At 43.2% G+C, this 19,967-nt stretch carries 14 protein-coding genes; 3 read left to right on the top strand and 11 right to left on the bottom strand.

Annotated elements, in window-relative coordinates; genetic code table 11:
* Positions 1-501 precede the first annotated feature (501 nt).
* The gene (locus tag HBHAL_RS07120; RefSeq protein ID WP_014642686.1) at positions 502-1,182 is read left to right on the top strand and encodes a Crp/Fnr family transcriptional regulator; all 681 of its coding nucleotides are present in this window, start codon (positions 502-504) and stop codon (positions 1,180-1,182) included.
* A gap of 68 nt (positions 1,183-1,250) precedes the next feature.
* Here HBHAL_RS07120 and HBHAL_RS07115 read toward each other — a convergent pair whose 3' ends face one another.
* Together HBHAL_RS07115 and HBHAL_RS07110 are read right to left on the bottom strand one after the other, a co-directional pair.
* Positions 1,251-1,907, bottom strand: coding sequence for a haloacid dehalogenase type II (locus tag HBHAL_RS07115; RefSeq protein ID WP_014642685.1), 657 nt, complete (start codon positions 1,905-1,907; stop codon positions 1,251-1,253).
* A 78-nt stretch (positions 1,908-1,985) separates the two neighbouring features.
* The gene (locus HBHAL_RS07110) at positions 1,986-2,207 is read right to left on the bottom strand and encodes a glutaredoxin domain-containing protein (RefSeq protein WP_014642684.1); all 222 of its coding nucleotides are present in this window, start codon (positions 2,205-2,207) and stop codon (positions 1,986-1,988) included.
* A gap of 312 nt (positions 2,208-2,519) precedes the next feature.
* Here HBHAL_RS07110 and HBHAL_RS07105 point away from each other — a divergent pair, with 312 nt between their 5' ends.
* Both HBHAL_RS07105 and HBHAL_RS07100 read left to right on the top strand, forming a co-directional pair.
* The gene (locus tag HBHAL_RS07105) at positions 2,520-3,440 is read left to right on the top strand and encodes an ABC transporter ATP-binding protein (RefSeq protein WP_014642683.1); all 921 of its coding nucleotides are present in this window, start codon (positions 2,520-2,522) and stop codon (positions 3,438-3,440) included.
* On the top strand, positions 3,437-4,537 hold the full coding sequence (locus tag HBHAL_RS07100) for an ABC transporter permease (protein WP_014642682.1): 1,101 nt from the start codon (positions 3,437-3,439) through the stop codon (positions 4,535-4,537). The genes HBHAL_RS07105 and HBHAL_RS07100 overlap by 4 nt, the downstream gene beginning before the upstream one ends.
* A gap of 428 nt (positions 4,538-4,965) precedes the next feature.
* Here the strand turns inward: HBHAL_RS07100 and HBHAL_RS20360 are convergent, their stop codons facing one another.
* The 9 genes from HBHAL_RS20360 to HBHAL_RS07050 all read right to left on the bottom strand — a co-directional run bounded on the left by HBHAL_RS20360 (position 4,966) and on the right by HBHAL_RS07050 (position 19,859).
* Positions 4,966-6,447, bottom strand: a complete 1,482-nt coding sequence (locus HBHAL_RS20360) for an FkbM family methyltransferase (protein WP_158512356.1) — start codon at positions 6,445-6,447, stop codon at positions 4,966-4,968.
* Positions 6,448-6,659: 212 nt separating this feature from the next.
* Entirely contained in the window at positions 6,660-7,775 is a 1,116-nt protein-coding gene (locus HBHAL_RS07090; protein WP_014642680.1) for a glycosyltransferase, read from the bottom strand.
* A 223-nt stretch (positions 7,776-7,998) separates the two neighbouring features.
* Positions 7,999-10,323: an NTTRR-F1 domain gene (locus HBHAL_RS07085; protein ID WP_014642679.1), complete on the bottom strand. Its 2,325-nt coding sequence runs from the start codon at positions 10,321-10,323 to the stop codon at positions 7,999-8,001.
* A 547-nt stretch (positions 10,324-10,870) separates the two neighbouring features.
* Positions 10,871-12,067, bottom strand: a complete 1,197-nt coding sequence (locus tag HBHAL_RS07080) for a hypothetical protein (RefSeq protein ID WP_014642677.1) — start codon at positions 12,065-12,067, stop codon at positions 10,871-10,873.
* Positions 12,068-12,166: 99 nt separating this feature from the next.
* Positions 12,167-15,289 carry an NTTRR-F1 domain gene (locus tag HBHAL_RS21825; RefSeq protein ID WP_014642676.1) on the bottom strand — a complete coding sequence of 1,041 codons (3,123 nt, stop codon included), beginning with the start codon at positions 15,287-15,289 and terminating at the stop codon, positions 12,167-12,169.
* 197 nt (positions 15,290-15,486) lie between these two features.
* The gene (locus HBHAL_RS21820; protein WP_158512355.1) at positions 15,487-15,945 is read right to left on the bottom strand and encodes a hypothetical protein; all 459 of its coding nucleotides are present in this window, start codon (positions 15,943-15,945) and stop codon (positions 15,487-15,489) included.
* Positions 15,946-16,979: 1,034 nt separating this feature from the next.
* Positions 16,980-17,672: an acyltransferase gene (locus HBHAL_RS07060; protein WP_014642673.1), complete on the bottom strand. Its 693-nt coding sequence runs from the start codon at positions 17,670-17,672 to the stop codon at positions 16,980-16,982.
* The gene (locus HBHAL_RS07055) at positions 17,665-18,753 is read right to left on the bottom strand and encodes a Gfo/Idh/MocA family protein (RefSeq protein ID WP_014642672.1); all 1,089 of its coding nucleotides are present in this window, start codon (positions 18,751-18,753) and stop codon (positions 17,665-17,667) included. Before HBHAL_RS07055 ends, HBHAL_RS07060 begins: the two co-directional genes overlap by 8 nt.
* Positions 18,747-19,859, bottom strand: coding sequence for a DegT/DnrJ/EryC1/StrS family aminotransferase (locus HBHAL_RS07050; protein ID WP_014642671.1), 1,113 nt, complete (start codon positions 19,857-19,859; stop codon positions 18,747-18,749). Before HBHAL_RS07050 ends, HBHAL_RS07055 begins: the two co-directional genes overlap by 7 nt.
* Between the last annotated feature and the right edge of the window lie 108 nt (positions 19,860-19,967).

Here is a 19,967-nt window from a genome sequence, read left to right as displayed (position 1 = left end):
TTCCTTGATGCATTTAATTGGATCGATTAAGATTCCTATGGTTTTGTACACATAGGCTATGGCTTTTCTCGTATTTCTTAACTATCCTAACTAATCAGGAGCTCCTTGTTCCAATTTACACCTAATCAATTATAATTATCTATATAGATTAATTTATAAATAAACATAACGCAATAGTCCTCTTTTATGTACCCTATCCTATTAACAGCAACTCATGAAAAATTTGGTATATAAAGGTTTAAAACTATTCAACCATCTATACGTTTGGACGAGAGGTTTTGTTTCAAAATCTTTAAATTATCTTGAAATGGGGTTTCCCCTTCAAATAACTATTTTTTCTCGCATGGGTATCTAACATTATTCTATTGTCAAATTGGCGGACCGCTACTATATTCAAGTAAAGTAGTCAGCTTTCTTCAGCTCATGAAGGATTGAGTTTTATACCCACACTTTTCATCAAAAATTTTTTATAGCAACTTATCAACCGAACGAGGTGAAGAAATGGATAAGCTTACCTTACTCTCCCAAATCAGTTTGTTTGAAGAACTCTCCCAGGAAGAGCTCATGAGGATCGATCAGATGAGTGAGATGAGTCCCGTGAAAAAAGGTACGACGATTGTCTCCCCTGAAAACACCATGAATGCCTTATTTTTATTAAAAAAAGGACAGGTCCGCCTGTACCGTATGAATGAAGAAGGTAAGCAGTTCACGCTCGATATTCTCGTGGATGGAAACATATTCGGTGAAACGTCCACCGTCAGTTTGACCGACGATCAGACCTATGCGGAAGCTATGACCGATACGTATATATGTACACTCAGCCACAGGGACTATGAAGAATTTATCAAAAAGAACCCGCATGTCGCTCTAAAACTGATTGATATTCTCTCCTCACGATTGAAAGACTTTTACAGTCTGAGCGAAAAAATTGCCTTAAGCGACGTGAAGCATCGATTGTTGTACCTGTTATTAATGCTCAGTCAAAAAACCGGTCGCCGCAAACAAAACTGGCAGACCATTGAAATGAAACTGACCCATCAGGATCTCGCTAACATGATTGGGACGACAAGAGAAACGACGAGCGCCATCATGAGCGAATTGAAAAAAGACGGGTTCATCCGGAAAGTCCGTTTCCTGGCGATAGACGCGGATAAGACTCAAGAGTTCTTAAACCTTTCCTAAACTCGCCGTTTTCCTACATAAAATACCTCATACAAAAAGGGCCCAGATACGGGCCCTTTTCCATTTCTCTACTTCCACTCGCGAATTCCACTTAAATCACTATAGACACTGTCAGGCTGTATATTCAGCTCTTCAGCTACAAGCTCTTTACGATTGATCCAGGCCGTATTAAATCCAAAGCTTTTTGCGCCTGTAATGTCCCATGGATTGGAAGACATGAACAGAACTTCTTCCCTTTTTACATCCAGTCTCTCTAAAGCATGGTTATAAGCAGCCGGCGTAGGTTTGTACTGCTTAATCTCATCGGCACTGATCACTTCATCAATATACTCATTGATTGAGGATTGCTCGACCAGTGGCTCAATCATATTGACCGAACCATTCGAGAACACCACAAGCTTTTTCTCAGAAAGCTCTTTCAGCACACTTTCCACCTCTTCAAAAAGCTCCAGTTCTAAATAAGCGTTCATCAGGCGCTCTTCATTTTCTTCAGATAACTCAACCCCGTTTTCTTTACAGGCATAATTCAAAGCATCCTTCGTAATCTCGTCAAAAGGCTTATAACGTTCCATCAGTTGTCTTAGAAAGAAATACTCCAGCTGTTTTTTTCTCCACGACTGGCTGATTTCGTCTCCTTTATTCGGAAAAATTTCATTACATTCTTTTCCCACGGAATGAACATCAAACAATGTACCATAAGCATCGAATACCAATGCTTTAATCATATAAAACCCTCCTAAACTATTATCCCTTTAGAGATTTCCCTGCAGGAGGAAATGGAAACCTAAAAGGTATACTCCAATTCACACGTGTGCTTTTGACTGTGTCTGTACCCACCCCTTCCATATTTCCTTTTCATTCACCAATGAAGGGGTGTATACTTCTCCGATTAAATCCTTGAAATCTTTCCTGGCGCTGGTCTCTTTTAAGATATTGACTATCTTATAATCGATTTCTTTTAAATATAAATGATTCATCGCCTGCGCACATACACTGCATCTATCCATAATATAGAGGACATTCATAATCAAGCTCCTTAGTTCAGTTAGTAGACTTTTTTTGATAGGGGCTTGGCCAGCGCCCCTCCAAGCTTCAACCTAGACTTATTTTCTTCTACTATCTAGGTTTTAACATTCTTCAAACTCGCTTGTATGTACTCTTACATTGGCGTAATTTTGCAGCACCCCTTTTCCCAGCCCTCATTTACAATGAAACAAAGAATTAGAGCCGAGGGCTCAACTTAAACCATCAATGAATCAGGCATTTAAAAACATCAATGAGAATAGTAATTAGGTTATTAAATTCATGGTATATTGAAAGTGAATGGAGTTGAAGTGATGTCAAAAACAATGATCCATGTTGAAAAACTAGTAAAAAAATACGGGAATATGACAGCAGTCAATGGCGTTGAATTCAACGTCGGTGCCGGTGAAGTGTTTGGTCTTCTAGGACCTAATGGAGCTGGGAAAACAACCACGATTGAAATGCTTGTTGGGCTCCGTAAGCCAGACAGTGGAACGGCTACCCTATCAGGTTTCGATATTCGCAAACAAATCAATAAAGTGAAAGAGGTTATTGGTATTCAGCTGCAATCCACTTCGCTGTTTGAATTGTTAACGGTTCATGAAATCATGCAAATGTACGCAAGCTTCTACCCAAATCATGTCTCAATTCCTGAATTAATTGATGAAATGCTTTTAACCGAAAAGAAAAAGGATCGAATTAAAGCATTATCGGGAGGACAAAAGCAGCGTCTTGCCATTGCCTTAGCCATTATTCATGACCCTGCCATTATCTTTCTTGATGAACCAACGACTGGATTAGATCCTCAAGCGAGGAGAACACTTTGGGATATCATTGAAAGTCTAAAGGCAAAAGGAAAAACCATCGTTCTTTCCACCCATTACATGGATGAAGCTCACGTATTGTGTGATCGCATTGGTATAATGGATCAAGGGAATTTGATCGCCTTAGATACTCCATCAAGATTGGTAAAAGAGCTGCAATCAGACAGCGCAATCGAATTTACATTGCACGCTGATGAAGACGATACATTTATTCACCATTTACAACGAGTCACTCAAGTCACTCGCAGGCAGGAATGGTATGTCGTTTACACCGATGATCTTCAAGTGACACTGATCGGTTTAATTCAACATTCCCAGGAGAAAAACCTTAAACTCCAGGATTTACAGACGAGAACAGCAACACTCGAGGATGTCTTTATACATATGACCGGAAGGAGTTTAAGAGAATGAAGGCTTATTGGCAGTTAACCTTAGCGCAATTAAGGATTTTCGCACGAAATCGCCAGGTGCTTTTCTTCACGCTCCTCTTTCCCATTATTCTGATGCTGGCCCTCGGCTCTTTTCTTGGAAATAGTGGTGGCACGAGTATTTCTATTGCCGTCATCGACCATGACGAATCATCCGCATCCAAGGCTCTTCTCTCCAATTTTCAGAAAAATGAGGCCATCCAGCTAGATCAAAGTAACAGTGTGGACGAAGCATTAGATGAGCTGAAAACAGATGATTATCAAGTCGTTATGGAAATACCTAAAGGTTACGGCAAACATTTACAAACCCATGCTGAAAAAAGCAAGGCACTGGACCTTCCCGTTTATTACAACGAAACCAACGCATCAGCTTCCCAGCTCGGGTTAACCGTCGTCACTTCTGCCGTAGACCAGGTGAGTAAAAATATTGAAGACTACTCGCCGGTCGTAGCCGTCCAGCCTAAAGGAGTACGGGCGCTTGATATTGGTTACATTGATTTTCTCGTTCCCGGGATCGTCGCGATGATGATTATGAATAACAATATGAACGGCGTAGCCGGACAAATATCCGCATGGAGAGAGCGTGGAATTTTGCGGCGTATGCAAGGGACTCGTCTTAAAGCTTCTACGTTTATTGCTGCACAAATTACGGCCCGGGTGCTTTTAAATGGCTTACAGGCCATACTTGTGCTCGTGGTGGCAAGTTTACTTTTTAACGTTCAAGTTAATGGCTCGTGGCTTGCCCTGCTCACGTTCGTCGTATTAGGAACACTCGCGTTTATGGCTATAGGCTTTATTATCGCTGGTCTTGCTAAAAACCCGGAAAGTGCAGGCCCGATTGCAGCCTTTGCTTCGTTCCCGATGCTATTCCTGGGCGGCGTATTTTTCTCCATCAACTCCATGCCGGAATATCTTCAGCCATTCGTCCATGTTCTTCCGATTTCTCATTTAAGTACCGCCCTTCGCGAAACGATGAATGTAGGTACACCTTTTCTTGGCTTATGGCCCCACTGGCTTACTTTGGTGGCATGGTTAGCTGTCGCTTTTACCATTGCCAGCCGAACATTTAAATGGGAATGAGATAGAGCGTGCTTTCTCATAGTGTTCAATCATCCATTCTTTCATGAATATCCAAAAATCGAAAAGGTCAATCCAAATATCCGGATTGACCTTTTTTTACTCTACTAAGAATGAGAGTGATGTGTAATGGACTAGTTTCTTCTGCTTATCACCCCATGCCGTCCGTACTCTTAGTAAAGAAAACACCTATAAATGTGAGGTATGAACGCCTAAGTGATCACGGAGGGGCTTCCACTTTCTGAAAAATTAAATGAAATTTTACCACCATAAAATTAAAGCCCTCAAAAGTTAAATAAACTCTTAAGGTGCTCGTTACTTTAAAATAGGTTTTAAACAATCCTGTCAAATTAATATTAAAGTCCTGATATGAAAGGGTGCCGGGCGTTCTAGTAAACTCTTAGAGGACAAATATACACTTCGAAAAATGGTTACACAAATAAAGTTGTTGGAGTAGCGTTGAATTGTTTGAGTGATTTATAGTTGAATTTTTTCAAAAAACTATATACAAGTTGCAGCTTATCATCGGTTGTGGTTTCAATATATAGGAGAGGTTTGTGTTTTTTTAATGTGTTCACTGCCCCTTGCAACACATCCATCTCCATCCCTTCCACATCAATTTTTATTACATCCACTCTGTTCAACTCACTGAATAAATGATCGATCGTTTCAATCACTACATCACCTTCCACATCACCTTTTAATTGACTCATCCCCATATTATCTTCTGAACCGCCTACGATCGATCCTTTCCCTAGTTCTTTTCCGACCCCATGGTTGAGTAAAGTGGTTTTATTCTCCAATCCGTTTAATTGAACATTCTTTTCTAATAAATCAAACGCCTCACGATTGGGTTCTATAGAGAAAACCCTGGCTTCGCAATGCTGGGCAAAAAACGTTGAATGATTTCCTATATAGGCTCCTACGTCAATTACAACGCTATCTTCCGGCACTCTGTTTTTTATATCCATTAACATAGCTTCTTCATAAAAAACTTGATGGTTAGCGATAATTCTTTGAATATGATCTTTAGTGTTGGGAAGTAAAAACTGGGTTTGTTTTCCGTTACGATAAATGGTGTAAATATTCTTTTGAGCAATTATCGTTTCTAACAAGTCGTGGACTTTGGTAATTTGAGAGGTAAACTCGTAATTGCTTTCCACAAATCTCCTGTAATGCAAAGAGTTATAACTTCCTTTTTCAATCATACTTGTCAAATCATCAAGTGTACTCCAGATATATTCTTCAGGATAGATGGTTCCAGCGCCCACAAAGTTATGAACTAAAGGCTTAATCCCTTTAGCCATGGCCTCCATTACAGATAAATGCTGACTCTCAAGTAAGCTTGAACTAAGAAGGTAATGTTTGTCTTCTAACCAGTGATTGATATCTGACTGCCAACCTTCAACGATAACATTCTCTTGAAGCCCTAATTTTTCTATCATCTGATTAAAATAAAGTTTATATCTTGGTTCTTGAAAGCTGCCTGCAATAAATAGTTTAAAGTTACTATCCTTTTCATAAATAGCGTGGAAGGCGTGAAGTAAAAGCATTGGACCTTTTTTAAAGTTCAAATAACCTACATAGGCAATGTTAAAGCCTTTAGTTCTTTCTTTAAAATCCAGATCATTTATTTTGATACCATTTGGAATCACCGTGGTTTGGCCTTTATTAAGGCCAGGGGTTTCTGATAATGCGTATTCTCTTATATGATCCGATACAAATACAACCTTATCAACGGCTTTCCAGTTCACTCTCTTCAAGTAACTCGTAAAAACTTCGTAACTATGGATTCGACATATTATCTTTTTGTGTTTGGCTAAAGCTGTTTTACTTCCATAAACCAACAGTTCATCACACCATTCAAACCAGCACAGGTCAGCTTCTTTCATATAAACATCTATATCATTCATGTTAGTGCTCACGTAAATTGTTTTCACACTATATCTGTCCGATAAGGAAGCTGCCACATCCTTCACAAAAGTATCAACCCCAGGCTTAACGAAGATAAAAACTTTAGGTTTATTACCCATCCGCTCTATTCACACCCATTCAGTGATATAGATAATTAAAACAATTATTCTATGGGAAATATTTCGATCCAAAAATACGAGATGTCCCTCTATTATGACGAAGATTCATCCTGTGGCTGCTCTGCTGTTTGATTCAATCCTAATTTCTTCTCGAGTAACTCCTTATTGAAAAGTACTCTTTCATCTTGTGGCCGAAAGCTTCTAGCTAATTCATTATGTTCGTATGATTTTTCGAAATTAGATAGGTTATAATAACAAACGCATAATTGTAAGTGAGGATACCAAGTGGAATAAGCAGGATAAGTAAAACTCCATTTATCAGAATCGTCTTCAATAGTTGTCGCTAATTCATACCAATAAATTGCAAACTTATATTCTTTTTTTCTTTGAAAATTGTAGCCCACTCTGCTGCACATTTCTGGTCGGGGTGTTTTAGAAAAACGTAACGATTCAAATAAAGAGGCTAGTTCTTTTTCTGTCTCTTCTATAAATCGATAACAGTCTGCACGGTTGATGCAGGCATAGACTTTATCTTCAATCCAACCTTCCTTATGTTCAATGTTTTTCGTATAACTTTCGATAGCCTTTTCATGATGACCGTTTTCTCTTAACTCGTTTCCATAATAAAAGTAATCTCGAGGACTGAACACATCTCCTCTTTCGATCTTCTCCTTATAAATAGAAAGGTTTCTGCCAACAGCGTGTTGAATTTTTTTGTGAGTAATTGCAACATCGGAATTAATAATGTGTCCATAAACATTCAAGTAGTTGTGGACATCCCCGCCCCACTGGAAATTCTTACTTCTTTTGACTAAGCGGTTCCTCCGATACTTAAGCGTGACATTACCGAATTCATCAGTCCCTGCATTGTAATACATGGATACCGAGTCGACTGCAGGATCAAGCCCTTCCTTTAACCGTTTGAACTTCTCACGATCCTCATCCAATATGACATCATCAGCATCCAGGTAGAAAATATAATCCTTGGTCGCATGCCTAAAGGATTCATTCCTTGCATCGGTAAATCTCCCCGTCCATTCAAAGAAAAAAACACGATCCGTATATTCTTTGGCGATCTCAACGGTACGATCATCAGATCCAGTGTCCACGATGTTGATTTCATCCACCAGGTCCTTCACAGAGTCCAGACATCGAGCTAAAACCTCTTCTTCGTTTTTCACCATCATGCAAAGACTGACCGTAATCATCCCATCTCCCCCTTTGAATTTTGAAGTTTAATCACCTTAATCACCTAACATTTGTATGTAACAAAAACTGCACATAGACCTTTTTATTTAACATAAACGTTTCATTTTTTGGTCTTTTGCGGCTTTAATAAGTAAGCGTTAATTATTCACCTTACAATATTCATCTTCGAATAATATAGAAGATTAGCCATAAAGTAAAATGGCTAATCTTTAAATTTAATGACTATAGATACCTAGTTATCACAAGGTTTGCAGAAACTGGACGAGTCCCCCCGGCCAATGGTGTAATCGTTAATGCAGCAGCATTCCCTGCAGGATTTCGTACCGTCACTACTGAATTTATTACAGTTGTTTGTACGAGAGCCATTCCTATAATCTGAGACGTCCCCGTTGCTCGCCCCACTACTGTTTTTGCCAAATCTGCACCATTTAAAGTCAGTATTAGCTGCCCAGCCTCCGTGACACTAACTTGAAACAAAATCTGATAGAATCCGATGTCTGCTAAATTAAATTGCGTGTTATTAAGACGTGTAATACCGGTACCAGGACTACTATCACCATCTTGCGGAAAGCTTACATCAGTACCCGGTGCTACCGTAGCAGCGTTATCAGGCGGCATAAGTGCAAAGAAATCTGCGAAATCTAATATGTCTCCTGTTGGTCCTGTTGCACCAGTTGCTCCTGTTGGCCCGGTTGCTCCAGTCGTTCCCGTTGGTCCTGTGGCTCCCGCGGCTCCGGTTGCACCTGTCGCTCCAATTGCTCCAGTAGACCCTGTGGCTCCCGTGGCTCCTGTTGGCCCCGTTGCTCCAGTTGGACCGGTGGCTCCCGTCACTCCTGTTGGTCCCGTCGCTCCTGTGGCTCCCGTGGCTCCGGTGGCCCCAGTTGGTCCTGTTGGTCCAGTTGCTCCTGTTGGTCCAGTTGCTCCTGTCGCTCCAGTTGGACCGGTGGCTCCCGTCACTCCTGTTGGTCCCATCGCTCCTGTGGCTCCCGTGGCTCCGGTGGCCCCAGTTGGTCCTGTTGGTCCAGTTGCTCCTGTTGGTCCAGTTGCTCCTGTCGCTCCAGTTGGACCGGTGGCTCCCGTCACTCCTGTTGCTCCAGTTGGTCCCGTCGCTCCAGTAGACCCTGTGGCTCCGGTTGCTCCTGTTGCACCAGTTACTCCAGTGGCTCCTGTTGGTCCCGTCGCTCCAGTAGACCCGGTTGCTCCGGTTGCTCCTGTTGCACCAGTTACTCCAGTGGCTCCTGTTGGTCCCGTCGCTCCAGTAGACCCGGTTGCTCCGGTTGCTCCTGTTGCACCAGTTACTCCAGTGGCTCCTGTTGGTCCCGTCGCTCCAGTAGACCCGGTTGCTCCGGTTGCTCCGGTTGCTCCGGTGGATCCAGTTGGTCCTGTCGCTCCAGTAGACCCTGTGGCTCCTGTTACTCCGGTGGCACCAGTTACTCCAGTGGCTCCTGTTGGCCCCGTGGCTCCAGTAGACCCTGTGGCTCCTGTTACTCCGGTGGCACCAGTTACTCCAGTGGCTCCTGTTGGCCCCGTGGCTCCTGTTGGCCCGGTTGCTCCAGTCGTTCCCGTTGGTCCTGTGGCTCCCGCGGCTCCGGTTGCACCTGTCGCTCCAATTGCTCCAGTAGACCCTGTGGCTCCGGTGGCTCCCGTGGCTCCTGTTGGCCCCGTGGCTCCCGTGGCTCCGGTGGCACCAGTTGGTCCTGTTGGTCCAGTTGCTCCTGTCGCTCCAGTTGGACCGGTGGCTCCCGTCACTCCTGTTGGTCCCGTCGCTCCGGTGGATCCAGTCGCTCCAGTTGATCCTGTGGCTCCGGTTGCTCCAGTCACTCCTGTGGCTCCAGTTGATCCTGTTGGTCCCGTCGCTCCAGTAGACCCTGTTGCTCCGGTTGGTCCTGTCGCTCCAGTTGCTCCGGTTGCTCCCGTTGGTCCAGTCGCCCCTGTTGCTCCGGTTGGTCCAGTGGCTCCGGTTGCTCCGGTTGGCCCGGTTGGCCCGGTGGCTCCCGTTACTCCGGTTGGTCCAGTGGCTCCGGTCGCTCCTGTTACTCCGGTCGCTCCGGTTGCTCCTGTTGGCCCAGTGGGGCCGTTTGTACCTTCTACTGATAACAAGGCTACATCATCTACTAGCACAGGAGAACTATTAGGCAAAGATAACTTCTGGATAAACACAACAGCAAATGCCGATCCCAAAGGGGCTACATTTGTAGTTTGATATACTTCTAACCAATTCCCTGAAGGGGGGAGTCTATTTGCTTGTATATTTGCTTCTAACCCCCTACCAAGGAAATTGAAATTCGCAGCATAGTAGTCCACTATAAGCAGTATTTGTGGATTAGGATTATTATTTAACTTAGATAAAGAGGCTAAGAATTCAAAGTTCATACCTGGGCTCACACTAACCGTCTGGGATATAAAAGCTACTGAGTTTGTAGACAATAAAGCACTAAAACTACCAGAGTGACTTGATTGTGAAGTCACCGTAGCATTTAAACCCATCCAAGGTGGTAAAGCCCCTGTTTCAAAACCTCCGTTTATTATCTTATTATCAAACGTCATAGATTCACCTCCTTTCTCTTGATTTTTTAAACCTATTAATACAAATTCTTATACTCAGTACTTAGGTCCTTTTTAACGAGTACCATAGTATTTTATGATTCTCACTGATAATTGCTTATACATTCGTGGAGATTAGGTTAGGACTTTAAAGTTAATAATAAAAAGCAACGCAGCATGCGCTGTGTTGCTTTTCTCCCTAATCCAATGCAACTACATTTATCGACCTTGTATTTACAGGGGTTGTTAATATGTTAGTACCTGTTACAGTTAATCGAATTTCGTAAGTGTCCATCCCAGCTCCCGGCAGATCAATCCAAGTTAAACTTGGAATATCACTAAATAAGCGAACGTTACTGTAAGAACCGTAGTTTCAACATCAATAGGTAAAACCGCAGCATCTTGCATTTGATCAAATCCAAAAAAGCCCAATATTGAAGCTATCAAATTAAATTCCTATTACTTTCAGGAATAACTACTGATACCTCATAAAAAACTTCCATTGTTATGGAAGTTTTTTATCTAAATTTCGATAATTAATTCACATTGATTACCACTCTTCTGTGACTCTAAATACCGCTGAAACAGAAGCACTTACTCCAAATGATCCTATTACTAGCGATACGATTTGATCATCGGGTAACTCAAAATCTAAAAGGTTCGCGTTAGCTAAATCCCTATTCGACCCCCTATCACTGGCAGCTACACCTTGAAAAACTACTTCTCCCCCTGCAATTGTAGTTGCCGTACTATTAACCATTAAAGCCGTTTCATTTAACGGAATATCCGTCGTGGCAGTCGGAAAATTAACAAATGCTGTATTCAATGTTCCTCCAACTATTACCTGAAAATAAACATCTTCACTCGTGACGATATCGACCCCTTCTAAAGTAACGCTTACTGAATTAGGTCTTGCTGAACCAGCAGGGAAAACTGCTTTTCTTTGAAAAGAAATCACCGGTATCCCTGTTGTATTCACAGACACTGTTCGTCTTTCAGATGTGATCCGAAAGGCAGGGTCAAATTTTCCAATGATGCTATATTGTCTTCCTCCCACAAAAATATTTTTTGCAGCGGTGACCCCACTATTTACTATTTGGGCTCGTAAAGGTAAATTTGGATCTGTAAAACTTGTTTCGTTATCCGGGCGATATCGGTGAACAGTGATAACTTCTTGAGATAGGTTCACAGGGTTTTGAATCACGACATTAAATTCAATAACTCCATACCCATACCAAGTAAAGTTAATTTGAAATATATTTCCTAACGATAAATCAAGAGTTACCCCACTTGGTCCAGATCCATCCAGAGGATCAACATTCCATGAAGTTTGCGGAATAATTAGATCAGTTCCTGCTCTCCTAATAGCGAGGAATATTCCATCCGTTACGTTTTGCCCGTAAAAGGCACCGTTTTCGTCATCAAATAGTCCCCAGCGAAACACTTGATCAGTTGCCGCTGGTTCAGGGATACGCACCCCTATCCCCGCTTGACCAGCATAACCTGGCATATAACGACCTCTTTCTGCACTATCTAGAGTAGCAGAGTCACTTGCCCCGGTAGTTACACTCAGTTGATATTCGACGGTGGTATTCGTAACTGTTCCACTGCCTGTCGTTTCCACAATATCGCGGAGGTCTGATAATCCATATACAGACTTCAACTCAATAACAGGTGTTCGTTGCGCCACCTTTAACTCATTAAATTGTGAACTGACATTAGGCCCTATATTTTCAATGATTGTCATCTATCTCCCTCCTTCCTTTTAAAGAATTAATGAATAATTATCAATTTAACAATGTTATTAACGAAATAGGTGTGATCCACGAAAGACCACACCCAATGATCACCATTCCTCTGTAACCCTAAATACTGCAATAACAGGTGTTGTTCCACTAAAAGTTCCTATAACTAACGAGACAGGCTGTTCATCAGGTAACTCGAAAGATAGAAGTGTGGCTGTTGCTAAGTTTCTGCTTGAACCTTGAGCACCTGCACCAACTCCCTGATAAACTACTTGCCCTCCAGTGAGTGTGGTGGCAGTGTTATTGATTAAAAGTGATGTTTCAGAATTTGGGATATCCGTATTCGCGGTTGGGAAGTTAGTAAAAGCAGTGTTCAATGTCCCTCCCACTTTAACTTGGAAATAAATATCAGCTGAAGTTACGATATCTAATCCCTCTAATACAACACTTACTGAGTTCGGCCTAGCCGAACCAGCAGGAAAGATTGGTTTTCTCTGGAAGGATAAAACAGGTACACCTGCTGTTCCTACGGTAACGGAACGTCGATCCGATGTGATACGAAAAGCAGGATTAAATTCTCCCAGGATGCTGTACTGTCTTCCACCAACAAAAATATCCCTCGCTTCAGATGCTCCGGTATTCTCAATTTGCGCACGTAGCGGTAAATTGGGATCCGTGAAACTCGTTTCATTTGTGGGACGGAAGCGATTAACAGTTACGACTTCCTGTGCAAGTGTAATAGGATCCTGGACCACAACATTAAACTCAACCACTCCGTATCCATACCACGTGAACGTAATCTGAAAAATGTTACCTAATGCTAAGTCAAGAGTCAGCCCACTTGGACCAGTACCATCCAAAGGATCTATATTCCAAGAAGATTGAGGAATGATTTGATCTGTTCCAGCTCTTCTAATACCAATGAATACTCCATCTGCAACACTCTGACCATAAAAAGCACCATTCTGATCGTCAAATAACCCCCATCGAAATACTTGATTATCTGAAGCTGCAGTAGGAATTCGAACACCTATCCCTGCTTGAGCAGCGTATCCAGGCATGTAGCGTCCTCTCTCTACGCTATCCAACGTTGCGGAGTCTGTAGCTCCGCCTGTAACACTTACTTGGTATTCAACCGTCGTATTCGTAACAGATCCGCTGCCTGCTGTCTCAACTAGGTCTCGCAAATCAGACAACCCATAGACAGACGTCAATTCTACGATTGGCGTTCTTTCTGCTGTATTCAGTTCATTAAACTGTGAACTAACATCAGGACCTACATTTTCAATGATTACTCCTTCACTTACAGGTCCTGTAGCTCCAGTTGGACCGGTTGGTCCCGTAGCTCCGGTCGCCCCGATTGCTCCGGTTGGCCCCGTTGCTCCGGTCGCTCCTGTTGCTCCGGTTGCTCCAGTGGCTCCCGTTGCTCCAGTCACTCCTGTTGCTCCCGTGGCTCCAGTCACTCCTGTTGCTCCCGTGGCTCCAGTCACTCCTGTTGCTCCCGTGGCTCCGGTAGGTCCGGTAGGTCCCGTCGCTCCAGTGGCTCCCGTGGCTCCAGTTGCTCCTGTTGCTCCCGTGGCTCCAGTTGCTCCTGTTGCTCCCGTGGCTCCAGTTGCTCCGGTCACTCCAGTTGCTCCAGTCGCTCCTGTTGGTCCTGTCGCTCCAGTTGCTCCAGTTGCTCCAGTCGCTCCCGTGGCTCCGGTCGCTCCGGTCACTCCGGTTGGTCCTGTTGCTCCTGTTGCTCCTGTTGCTCCAGTTGCTCCAGTCACTCCAGTTGCTCCAGTTGCTCCAGTTGCTCCAGTCACTCCGGTCGCTCCTGTTGGTCCTGTTGCTCCAGTTGCTCCTGTTGGTCCTGTTGCTCCTGTCGCTCCTGTTGGTCCTGTTGCACCAGTGGCTCCCGCTGCTCCAGTCACTCCTGTTGCTCCCGTTGCTCCAGTCGCTCCTGTTGCTCCCGTTGCTCCAGTCGCTCCTGTTGCTCCAGTTGCTCCAGTTGCTCCGGTCACTCCAGTTGCTCCAGTCGCTCCTGTTGGTCCTGTTGCTCCCGTTGCTCCGGTCGCTCCTGTTGCTCCTGTTGCTCCTGTTGCTCCAGTCACTCCGGTTGGTCCGGTGGCTCCGGTGGCTCCTGTTGCTCCGGTTACTCCAGTTACTCCAGTCGCTCCAGTGGCTCCCGTTGCCCCTGTTACTCCGGTGGCTCCTGTTGCTCCGGTTACTCCGGTCGCTCCAGTCGGCCCCGTTGCTCCGGTCGCTCCGGTTACTCCGGTCGCTCCAGTCGGCCCCGTTGCTCCGGTCGCTCCAGTGGCTCCAGTTGCTCCCGTTGCCCCTGTTACTCCGGTGGCTCCTGTTGCTCCGGTTACTCCGGTCGCTCCAGTCGGCCCCGTTGCTCCGGTCGCTCCAGTGGCTCCAGTGGCTCCCGTTGCTCCGGTAGGTCCTGTTGCACCAGTGGCTCCAGTCACTCCGGTTGGTCCTGTTGGTCCAGTTGCTCCCGTTGCTCCTGTTGCTCCAGTCGCTCCAGTCGCTCCAGTGGGTCCTGTCGCTCCAGTGGCTCCAGTTGGTCCTGTTGCTCCGGTCGCTCCAGTTGCTCCAGTGGCTCCCGTTGCTCCAGTTACTCCGGTCGCTCCAGTCGCTCCCGTGGCTCCGGTTGCTCCGGTTGCTCCGGTTACACCAGTTGCTCCGGTGGCTCCGGTCGCTCCGATTGCGCCTGTTGGCCCTGTTGCACCAGTGGCTCCGGTTGGGCCTGTGGGTCCCGTCGGTCCGCTTGTTCCTTCTATAGATAATAAAGCTACATCATCTACTAGCACCGGAGTACTATTAGGCAAAGTTAACTTCTGAATAAGAACAACAGCAAATACCGATCCCGGAGGAGCTAAGGTTGTAGTTTGATATACTTCTAACCAATTCCCTGAAGGGGGAAGTCTATTTGCTTTTATATCTGTTTCTAAACCCCTGCTAAGGAAATTGAAATTCGCATCATAGTAGTCAACTATAAGTAGTATTTGTGGATTAGGATTATTATTTAACTTGGATAATGATACTAATAATTCAAAGTTCAAACCTGGGTTCACACTAACCGTCTGTGATATAAAAGCTACTAAGTTTGTAGACAATAAAGCACTAAAACTACCAGAGTGACTTGATTGTGAAGTCACCGTAGCATTTAAACCCATCCAAGGTGGTAAAGCCCCTGTTTCAAAACCTCCGTTTATTATCTTATTATCAAACGTCATAGATTCACCTCCTTTTTCTTGATTTTTTAAACCTTTTAATACAAATTCTTATACTCATTACTTAGGTACTTTTTAACGAGTACCATAGTATTGTATGATTCTCACTGATAGTTGCTTATACATTCGTGGAGATTGAGTTAGGACTTTAAAATTAATTATAAAAAAGCAACTCAGCCTAAGCTGTGTTGCTTTACTCCCTAATCCAGTGCAAATACATTTAACGACCTTGTATTTACAGTGGCTGTTAATATGTTAGTTCCTGTTACAGTTAACCGAATCTCATAAGTGTGCATACCAGCTCCTGGTAGATCAACCCAAGTTAAACTTGGAATATCACTAAATAGGCGTACAATTCCACCAGGTTTATCTCCTTCGTTATTTTCTGTGATAGTTGCTAAAAGTGCTCCATCCCTATACAAAGAATACTCTATATTGTACTGGAAAGTAGTTGACAAACCTACTATAATATCAACTTCTGCTACCGAATCTATTTTAACGGATTGGCCCGCATCAGAAGTCACAGCTACTGTAAGAACCGTAGTTTCAACATCAACTGGTAAAACCGCAGCCTCTTGTATTTGATCAAAACCAAAGAAGCCCACTCCTCCGGCTGGACCAGTTGGACCCGTCGCTCCTGTATCTCCCTCTGGGCCCATTGGACCTATCGGACCTGTTGGGCCAGGAGGACATTTACATTTTTTTGATGTCGAGTGATAAATAGGACAAAAACCGCAGTATTTAGTTACTTTCAAATCATCACCCCCCATTCCTAATACATCAAGTTATGCACAAAAAATAAACATGATTGGACTTATTAAACGATTGACGCCAACAACCCAAATAATAATGAATCCGAATATGATTAGTTATACAAATTCAGGTTTGCGTTCCGTAAGTACTAAAGAAAGTGATCTTTAAAAAATGTTATTCCACATACAAACCTTTACATTTTGCAGAACCCCATCTTTCGCCTCTGGAAATACAGCTCAACCAGCTTCCTTAAAAAGATAGCTCTGTTAAACTTCCGTGTTGATTTAAAAGTAAAGCTCCCGTTTCTGGAAGACTTGATTTCGAGATATTTGTTGAGCGAAAGGTCCTTCGGGGGACGATTTCGCTTTCCGCGGGCATGTGTTTAGCCTCCTCGAGCAAGCTCTGCGGGGTCTCACCGATCATGTTCATCCCGCAGGAGTCTGCATCGTCCCCCTCCGGACCTTGCCGAAACAGCAACTCGAAACCACTTAACACACCGTTTGCTTGGTGAGAAAAAAAGCATAGGATAAAGCGTTTATTTTCATGCTAGAACGATGTGAAAAATCTTGTCATAGAAGCATTTAGGACCTATTTAGAAGGAGAGCATTCTCTTTTCTGGAAGGGTTCGTTATTCTCCCCTGGCTGGGTTGGTGGGGAAATGGCGAGACTCCCATGGGAGAAGGAACTAGGTGAGATCCCGCAGGGAGTGAAACGAGCGAGGAAGCTCACCGTTCCCCCATAGGAAAGCGAGTTATTTCCCCACCAGCCACCTCCTCATCTCGTAACGGCCCCCCCTTTATCTCGAAACTGAGTCTTCAACAATCCGGCCCTATTGCGCAATAAGCCTCTTATGAATAATCAACAATCAACTTTAACAGAGCCAAAAAGATAAAAGCTGCGAAACGTGAAAATTACATGTTTTAATACTTTAGCACTAACTTTATTTTATTCGTCTAGATGGGTTACCTACGACTACCTCTCTAGCAGGTACATCTTTAGTAACGACTGCTCCTGCTCCAACTATTGCACCCTCCCCTATAACAATGGCAGGCAGTAGGGTAGCATTATTGCCTATTTTTGCTCCTCTTTTAATTGTTGGACCTTGATGATGAAAGTTCCCCATCCCCATATACTTATCATTGGAAGAAGAAATACATGGCCCGATGAACACGTCATCTTCTATAATCATATCGGCTGTAATATAAGAGCCTGTTTGAATAACGACGTTTCCACCTATAGTGGTTTTATTTTCAATGATCGCGTTCCTGCCCACAACACTGCCGTTACCAATAGATACTTCTTCTCTAACGCTGGCCAGGTCGCCGATGAAAACCCCTTGCCTAATAGAAACTCCTCTATAAATCACACAGTTACTCCCTATCCTCACATCCTCTTCTATAACTAAAGGAGGTAAAGTGGAGGAAGGTTTTCTTGCCATCTTTTTATTACTTCCTGGCGATCTGCCTAGTAATGTCAAATCGCTAATGTGTACATTATTGCCGATAATAGTATCTTTCTTAATAACTACATTGTGTCCGATGACTACATCGTCTCCAATGCTTACATTCTCTTCCACTACAACATTTTTACCGAACGAAACATTTTTACCTACTTTTATTTTGGGGTCACTCATCCATTTTCTCCTTATGACAAGAGATGGCTTTCATTTCTTTCGTAGAAAAACTTAACAATGGCAGTTTAACAGGCAGCCTATTATTATTTGATTTGTACAAAGCAAAAATAACTTCCAATGCTCTTTTTCCTTCTGAGGCATCCACGACTAATAAGGTATGATTTAAGATAGAATCTATGAAATTTTGGTACATTAAAATTTGTTCATCTTTCTGCTTACATGCTTCCTTTAATTCACGTACAAGTTGATCTTCACCTTCTATAAAACAATGCTCCAGCTTATCAAATCCAGCGCCGCCAAGAATGATGGTTCCTTTTTCAAAATACAGAGAAAGGCAATAACCCTGGGTGGCCGGCTTAGTAATGGTGTTCACTTCAATCGTGCCCTTAGCGTTATTATTAAAATGGATAACACCTGTGGCAACATCCTCTATTTCCTTTAACTCATTGTTTCTTGCAACTTCTCCATAAACTGTATCTATATCTCCTAATAACCATACGAGTAAATCAACTAAATGAATGCCCTGGTTGATGAGCATTCCGCCATCATGCTCCCAGGTTCCTCTCCATGCAGCTGATTCATAATACTGTTGGGAACGATTAATTCTAGCAGACACCGCACCCATATATGGCTTTCCAAGAGTCCCTTTTTCCAGAAGTTCTTTTAATTTCAAGAAGATAGGACGATACCTTAGTTGATGACACACAAGTACTTTCTTTTGCTTTAAATGAGATAATTTTATTATTTCATCAGCCTCCCGAATAGAGAGAGCCAATGGTTTTTCAACGATCACATGTTTATTTTCTATAAGTGCTTGTTTGGCTATTTTTGCATGTAGACCTGATATTACGGTGATGATAATAATATCTATTTCAGAGTCATGGATCAGGTCCAGGTAATCTTGGTACTGTTTAACAGGAGCGTTGTCAGTAATATTTTCTCGATAAAAAGAAGCAGCTTCTTCCATCCTGCTTTTTTGCACATCACTCACGGCATGTAACTCCACGCTGTCCAGCCTGGATATGGTTTTTAAATGTTTCTTAGAAATATTACCGCACCCAATTATCCCTGCCTTTAACATTGTAATAATTCCTCACTTTCACGTAACGCAGTAATGACTGCATCCTGATCCTCGGTACTGAGAAAAGGATATAACGGTACCGCGAAAAGTCTTTCTGACAGCCGTTCAGCAATCGGAAAGTCTCCCATTTGATACCCTAAGTGATGATATGCCTCCTGAAGGTGAAGGCTGCAAGGATAATAAATCCCTGTTTGGATGTTTTTCTTTTGCAAGTATTCAATGATTTGTTTTCGATTTTTAGATTCAATACAGTATAAATGGTAGACATGCAGACAGTTCTCAGCTGTCTTTGGCAGTTTCATATGTTTAATTCCTTGAAGCTTATAATGGTAGCGTTCTCCTAAAGCAATTCTCTGTTTATTCCACTGGTCAATATGTCGCAACCCCACCAGCAAAATGGCCGCATGCAGCTCATCCAGACGACTGTTATAACCAATGTTTTGATGATGGTATTTTTGAATGCTGCCATGTACCCTCAAGGAATGAATCTTTTGGGCTAATTGGGTATCAGATGTAGTAACCATCCCCCCATCTCCTAAGGTGCCGAGGTTCTTTGTCGGAAAAAATGAGAAACAACCCGCGTCCCCTAGACTGCCTGCTGGTTTCCCTTTGTACGTTGAACCATATGCCTGACAGGCGTCTTCGATTACAAGCAGGTCACGCTCACGAGCTATTCGATTGATTTCATCCATATCGGCACATTGGCCAAACAGATGCACAGGAATGATCGCTTTCGTAGAAGAAGTTATTTTTTCTTTAATTTTATTTGGACAAATCGTATATGTCTGAGGATCGACATCTGCAAATACGGGTTTTGCACCTACTCTTGAAATAGCTTCGGCTGTAGAAAAAAAAGTGAATGGAGTGGTGATGACTTCATCCCCCTCCCCTATGTCATAAGCGTCAAGCGTAAGTATTAAAGCATCTGTACCATTGGCCACAGCAACTGCACTTACCACGCCTAATTTTTCCGCAACGGTCTCTTCTAACTGCTTTACTTTCGGTCCTAAAATATATTGACCGCTTCGCAGAACCTTTCTCATTTCATCCATTAACTCAGCTTCGATTACTTCGTATTGCTTTTTTAAACTAATTAAAGGAATCATCGCAAAAACTCCCTTATCCATATTCCATCCATACTGTATTAATTTATTTTGAAACCGCCCAACTGTTCCGATTATTTATAGAACATACAGTGGTTGATCTCTTGTAAC

The organism is Halobacillus halophilus DSM 2266, from assembly GCF_000284515.1.
GTDB classification, from domain to species: Bacteria; Bacillota; Bacilli; order Bacillales; family Halobacillaceae; genus Halobacillus; species Halobacillus halophilus.
This window is presented reverse-complemented; position numbering and strand designations above follow the sequence as displayed.

What these genes read in the sequence shown, in the direction of transcription:
- HBHAL_RS07060 (WP_014642673.1), bottom strand. Translation starts at nt 17,672, where the DNA reads ATGAGTGACCCCAAAATAAAAGTAGGTAAAAATGTTTCGTTCGGTAAA.
- HBHAL_RS21825 (WP_014642676.1), bottom strand. Translation starts at nt 15,289, where the DNA reads ATGACGTTTGATAATAAGATAATAAACGGAGGTTTTGAAACAGGGGCT.
- HBHAL_RS07085 (WP_014642679.1), bottom strand. Translation starts at nt 10,323, where the DNA reads ATGACGTTTGATAATAAGATAATAAACGGAGGTTTTGAAACAGGGGCT.
- HBHAL_RS21820 (WP_158512355.1), bottom strand. Translation starts at nt 15,945, where the DNA reads ATGGGCCCAGAGGGAGATACAGGAGCGACGGGTCCAACTGGTCCAGCC.
- HBHAL_RS07050 (WP_014642671.1), bottom strand. Translation starts at nt 19,859, where the DNA reads ATGATTCCTTTAATTAGTTTAAAAAAGCAATACGAAGTAATCGAAGCT.
- HBHAL_RS07090 (WP_014642680.1), bottom strand. Translation starts at nt 7,775, where the DNA reads ATGATTACGGTCAGTCTTTGCATGATGGTGAAAAACGAAGAAGAGGTT.
- HBHAL_RS07080 (WP_014642677.1), bottom strand. Translation starts at nt 12,067, where the DNA reads ATGACAATCATTGAAAATATAGGGCCTAATGTCAGTTCACAATTTAAT.
- HBHAL_RS07120 (WP_014642686.1), top strand. Translation starts at nt 502, where the DNA reads ATGGATAAGCTTACCTTACTCTCCCAAATCAGTTTGTTTGAAGAACTC.
- HBHAL_RS20360 (WP_158512356.1), bottom strand. Translation starts at nt 6,447, where the DNA reads ATGAATGATATAGATGTTTATATGAAAGAAGCTGACCTGTGCTGGTTT.
- HBHAL_RS07115 (WP_014642685.1), bottom strand. Translation starts at nt 1,907, where the DNA reads ATGATTAAAGCATTGGTATTCGATGCTTATGGTACATTGTTTGATGTT.
- HBHAL_RS07110 (WP_014642684.1), bottom strand. Translation starts at nt 2,207, where the DNA reads ATGAATGTCCTCTATATTATGGATAGATGCAGTGTATGTGCGCAGGCG.
- HBHAL_RS07105 (WP_014642683.1), top strand. Translation starts at nt 2,520, where the DNA reads ATGTCAAAAACAATGATCCATGTTGAAAAACTAGTAAAAAAATACGGG.
- HBHAL_RS07100 (WP_014642682.1), top strand. Translation starts at nt 3,437, where the DNA reads ATGAAGGCTTATTGGCAGTTAACCTTAGCGCAATTAAGGATTTTCGCA.
- HBHAL_RS07055 (WP_014642672.1), bottom strand. Translation starts at nt 18,753, where the DNA reads ATGTTAAAGGCAGGGATAATTGGGTGCGGTAATATTTCTAAGAAACAT.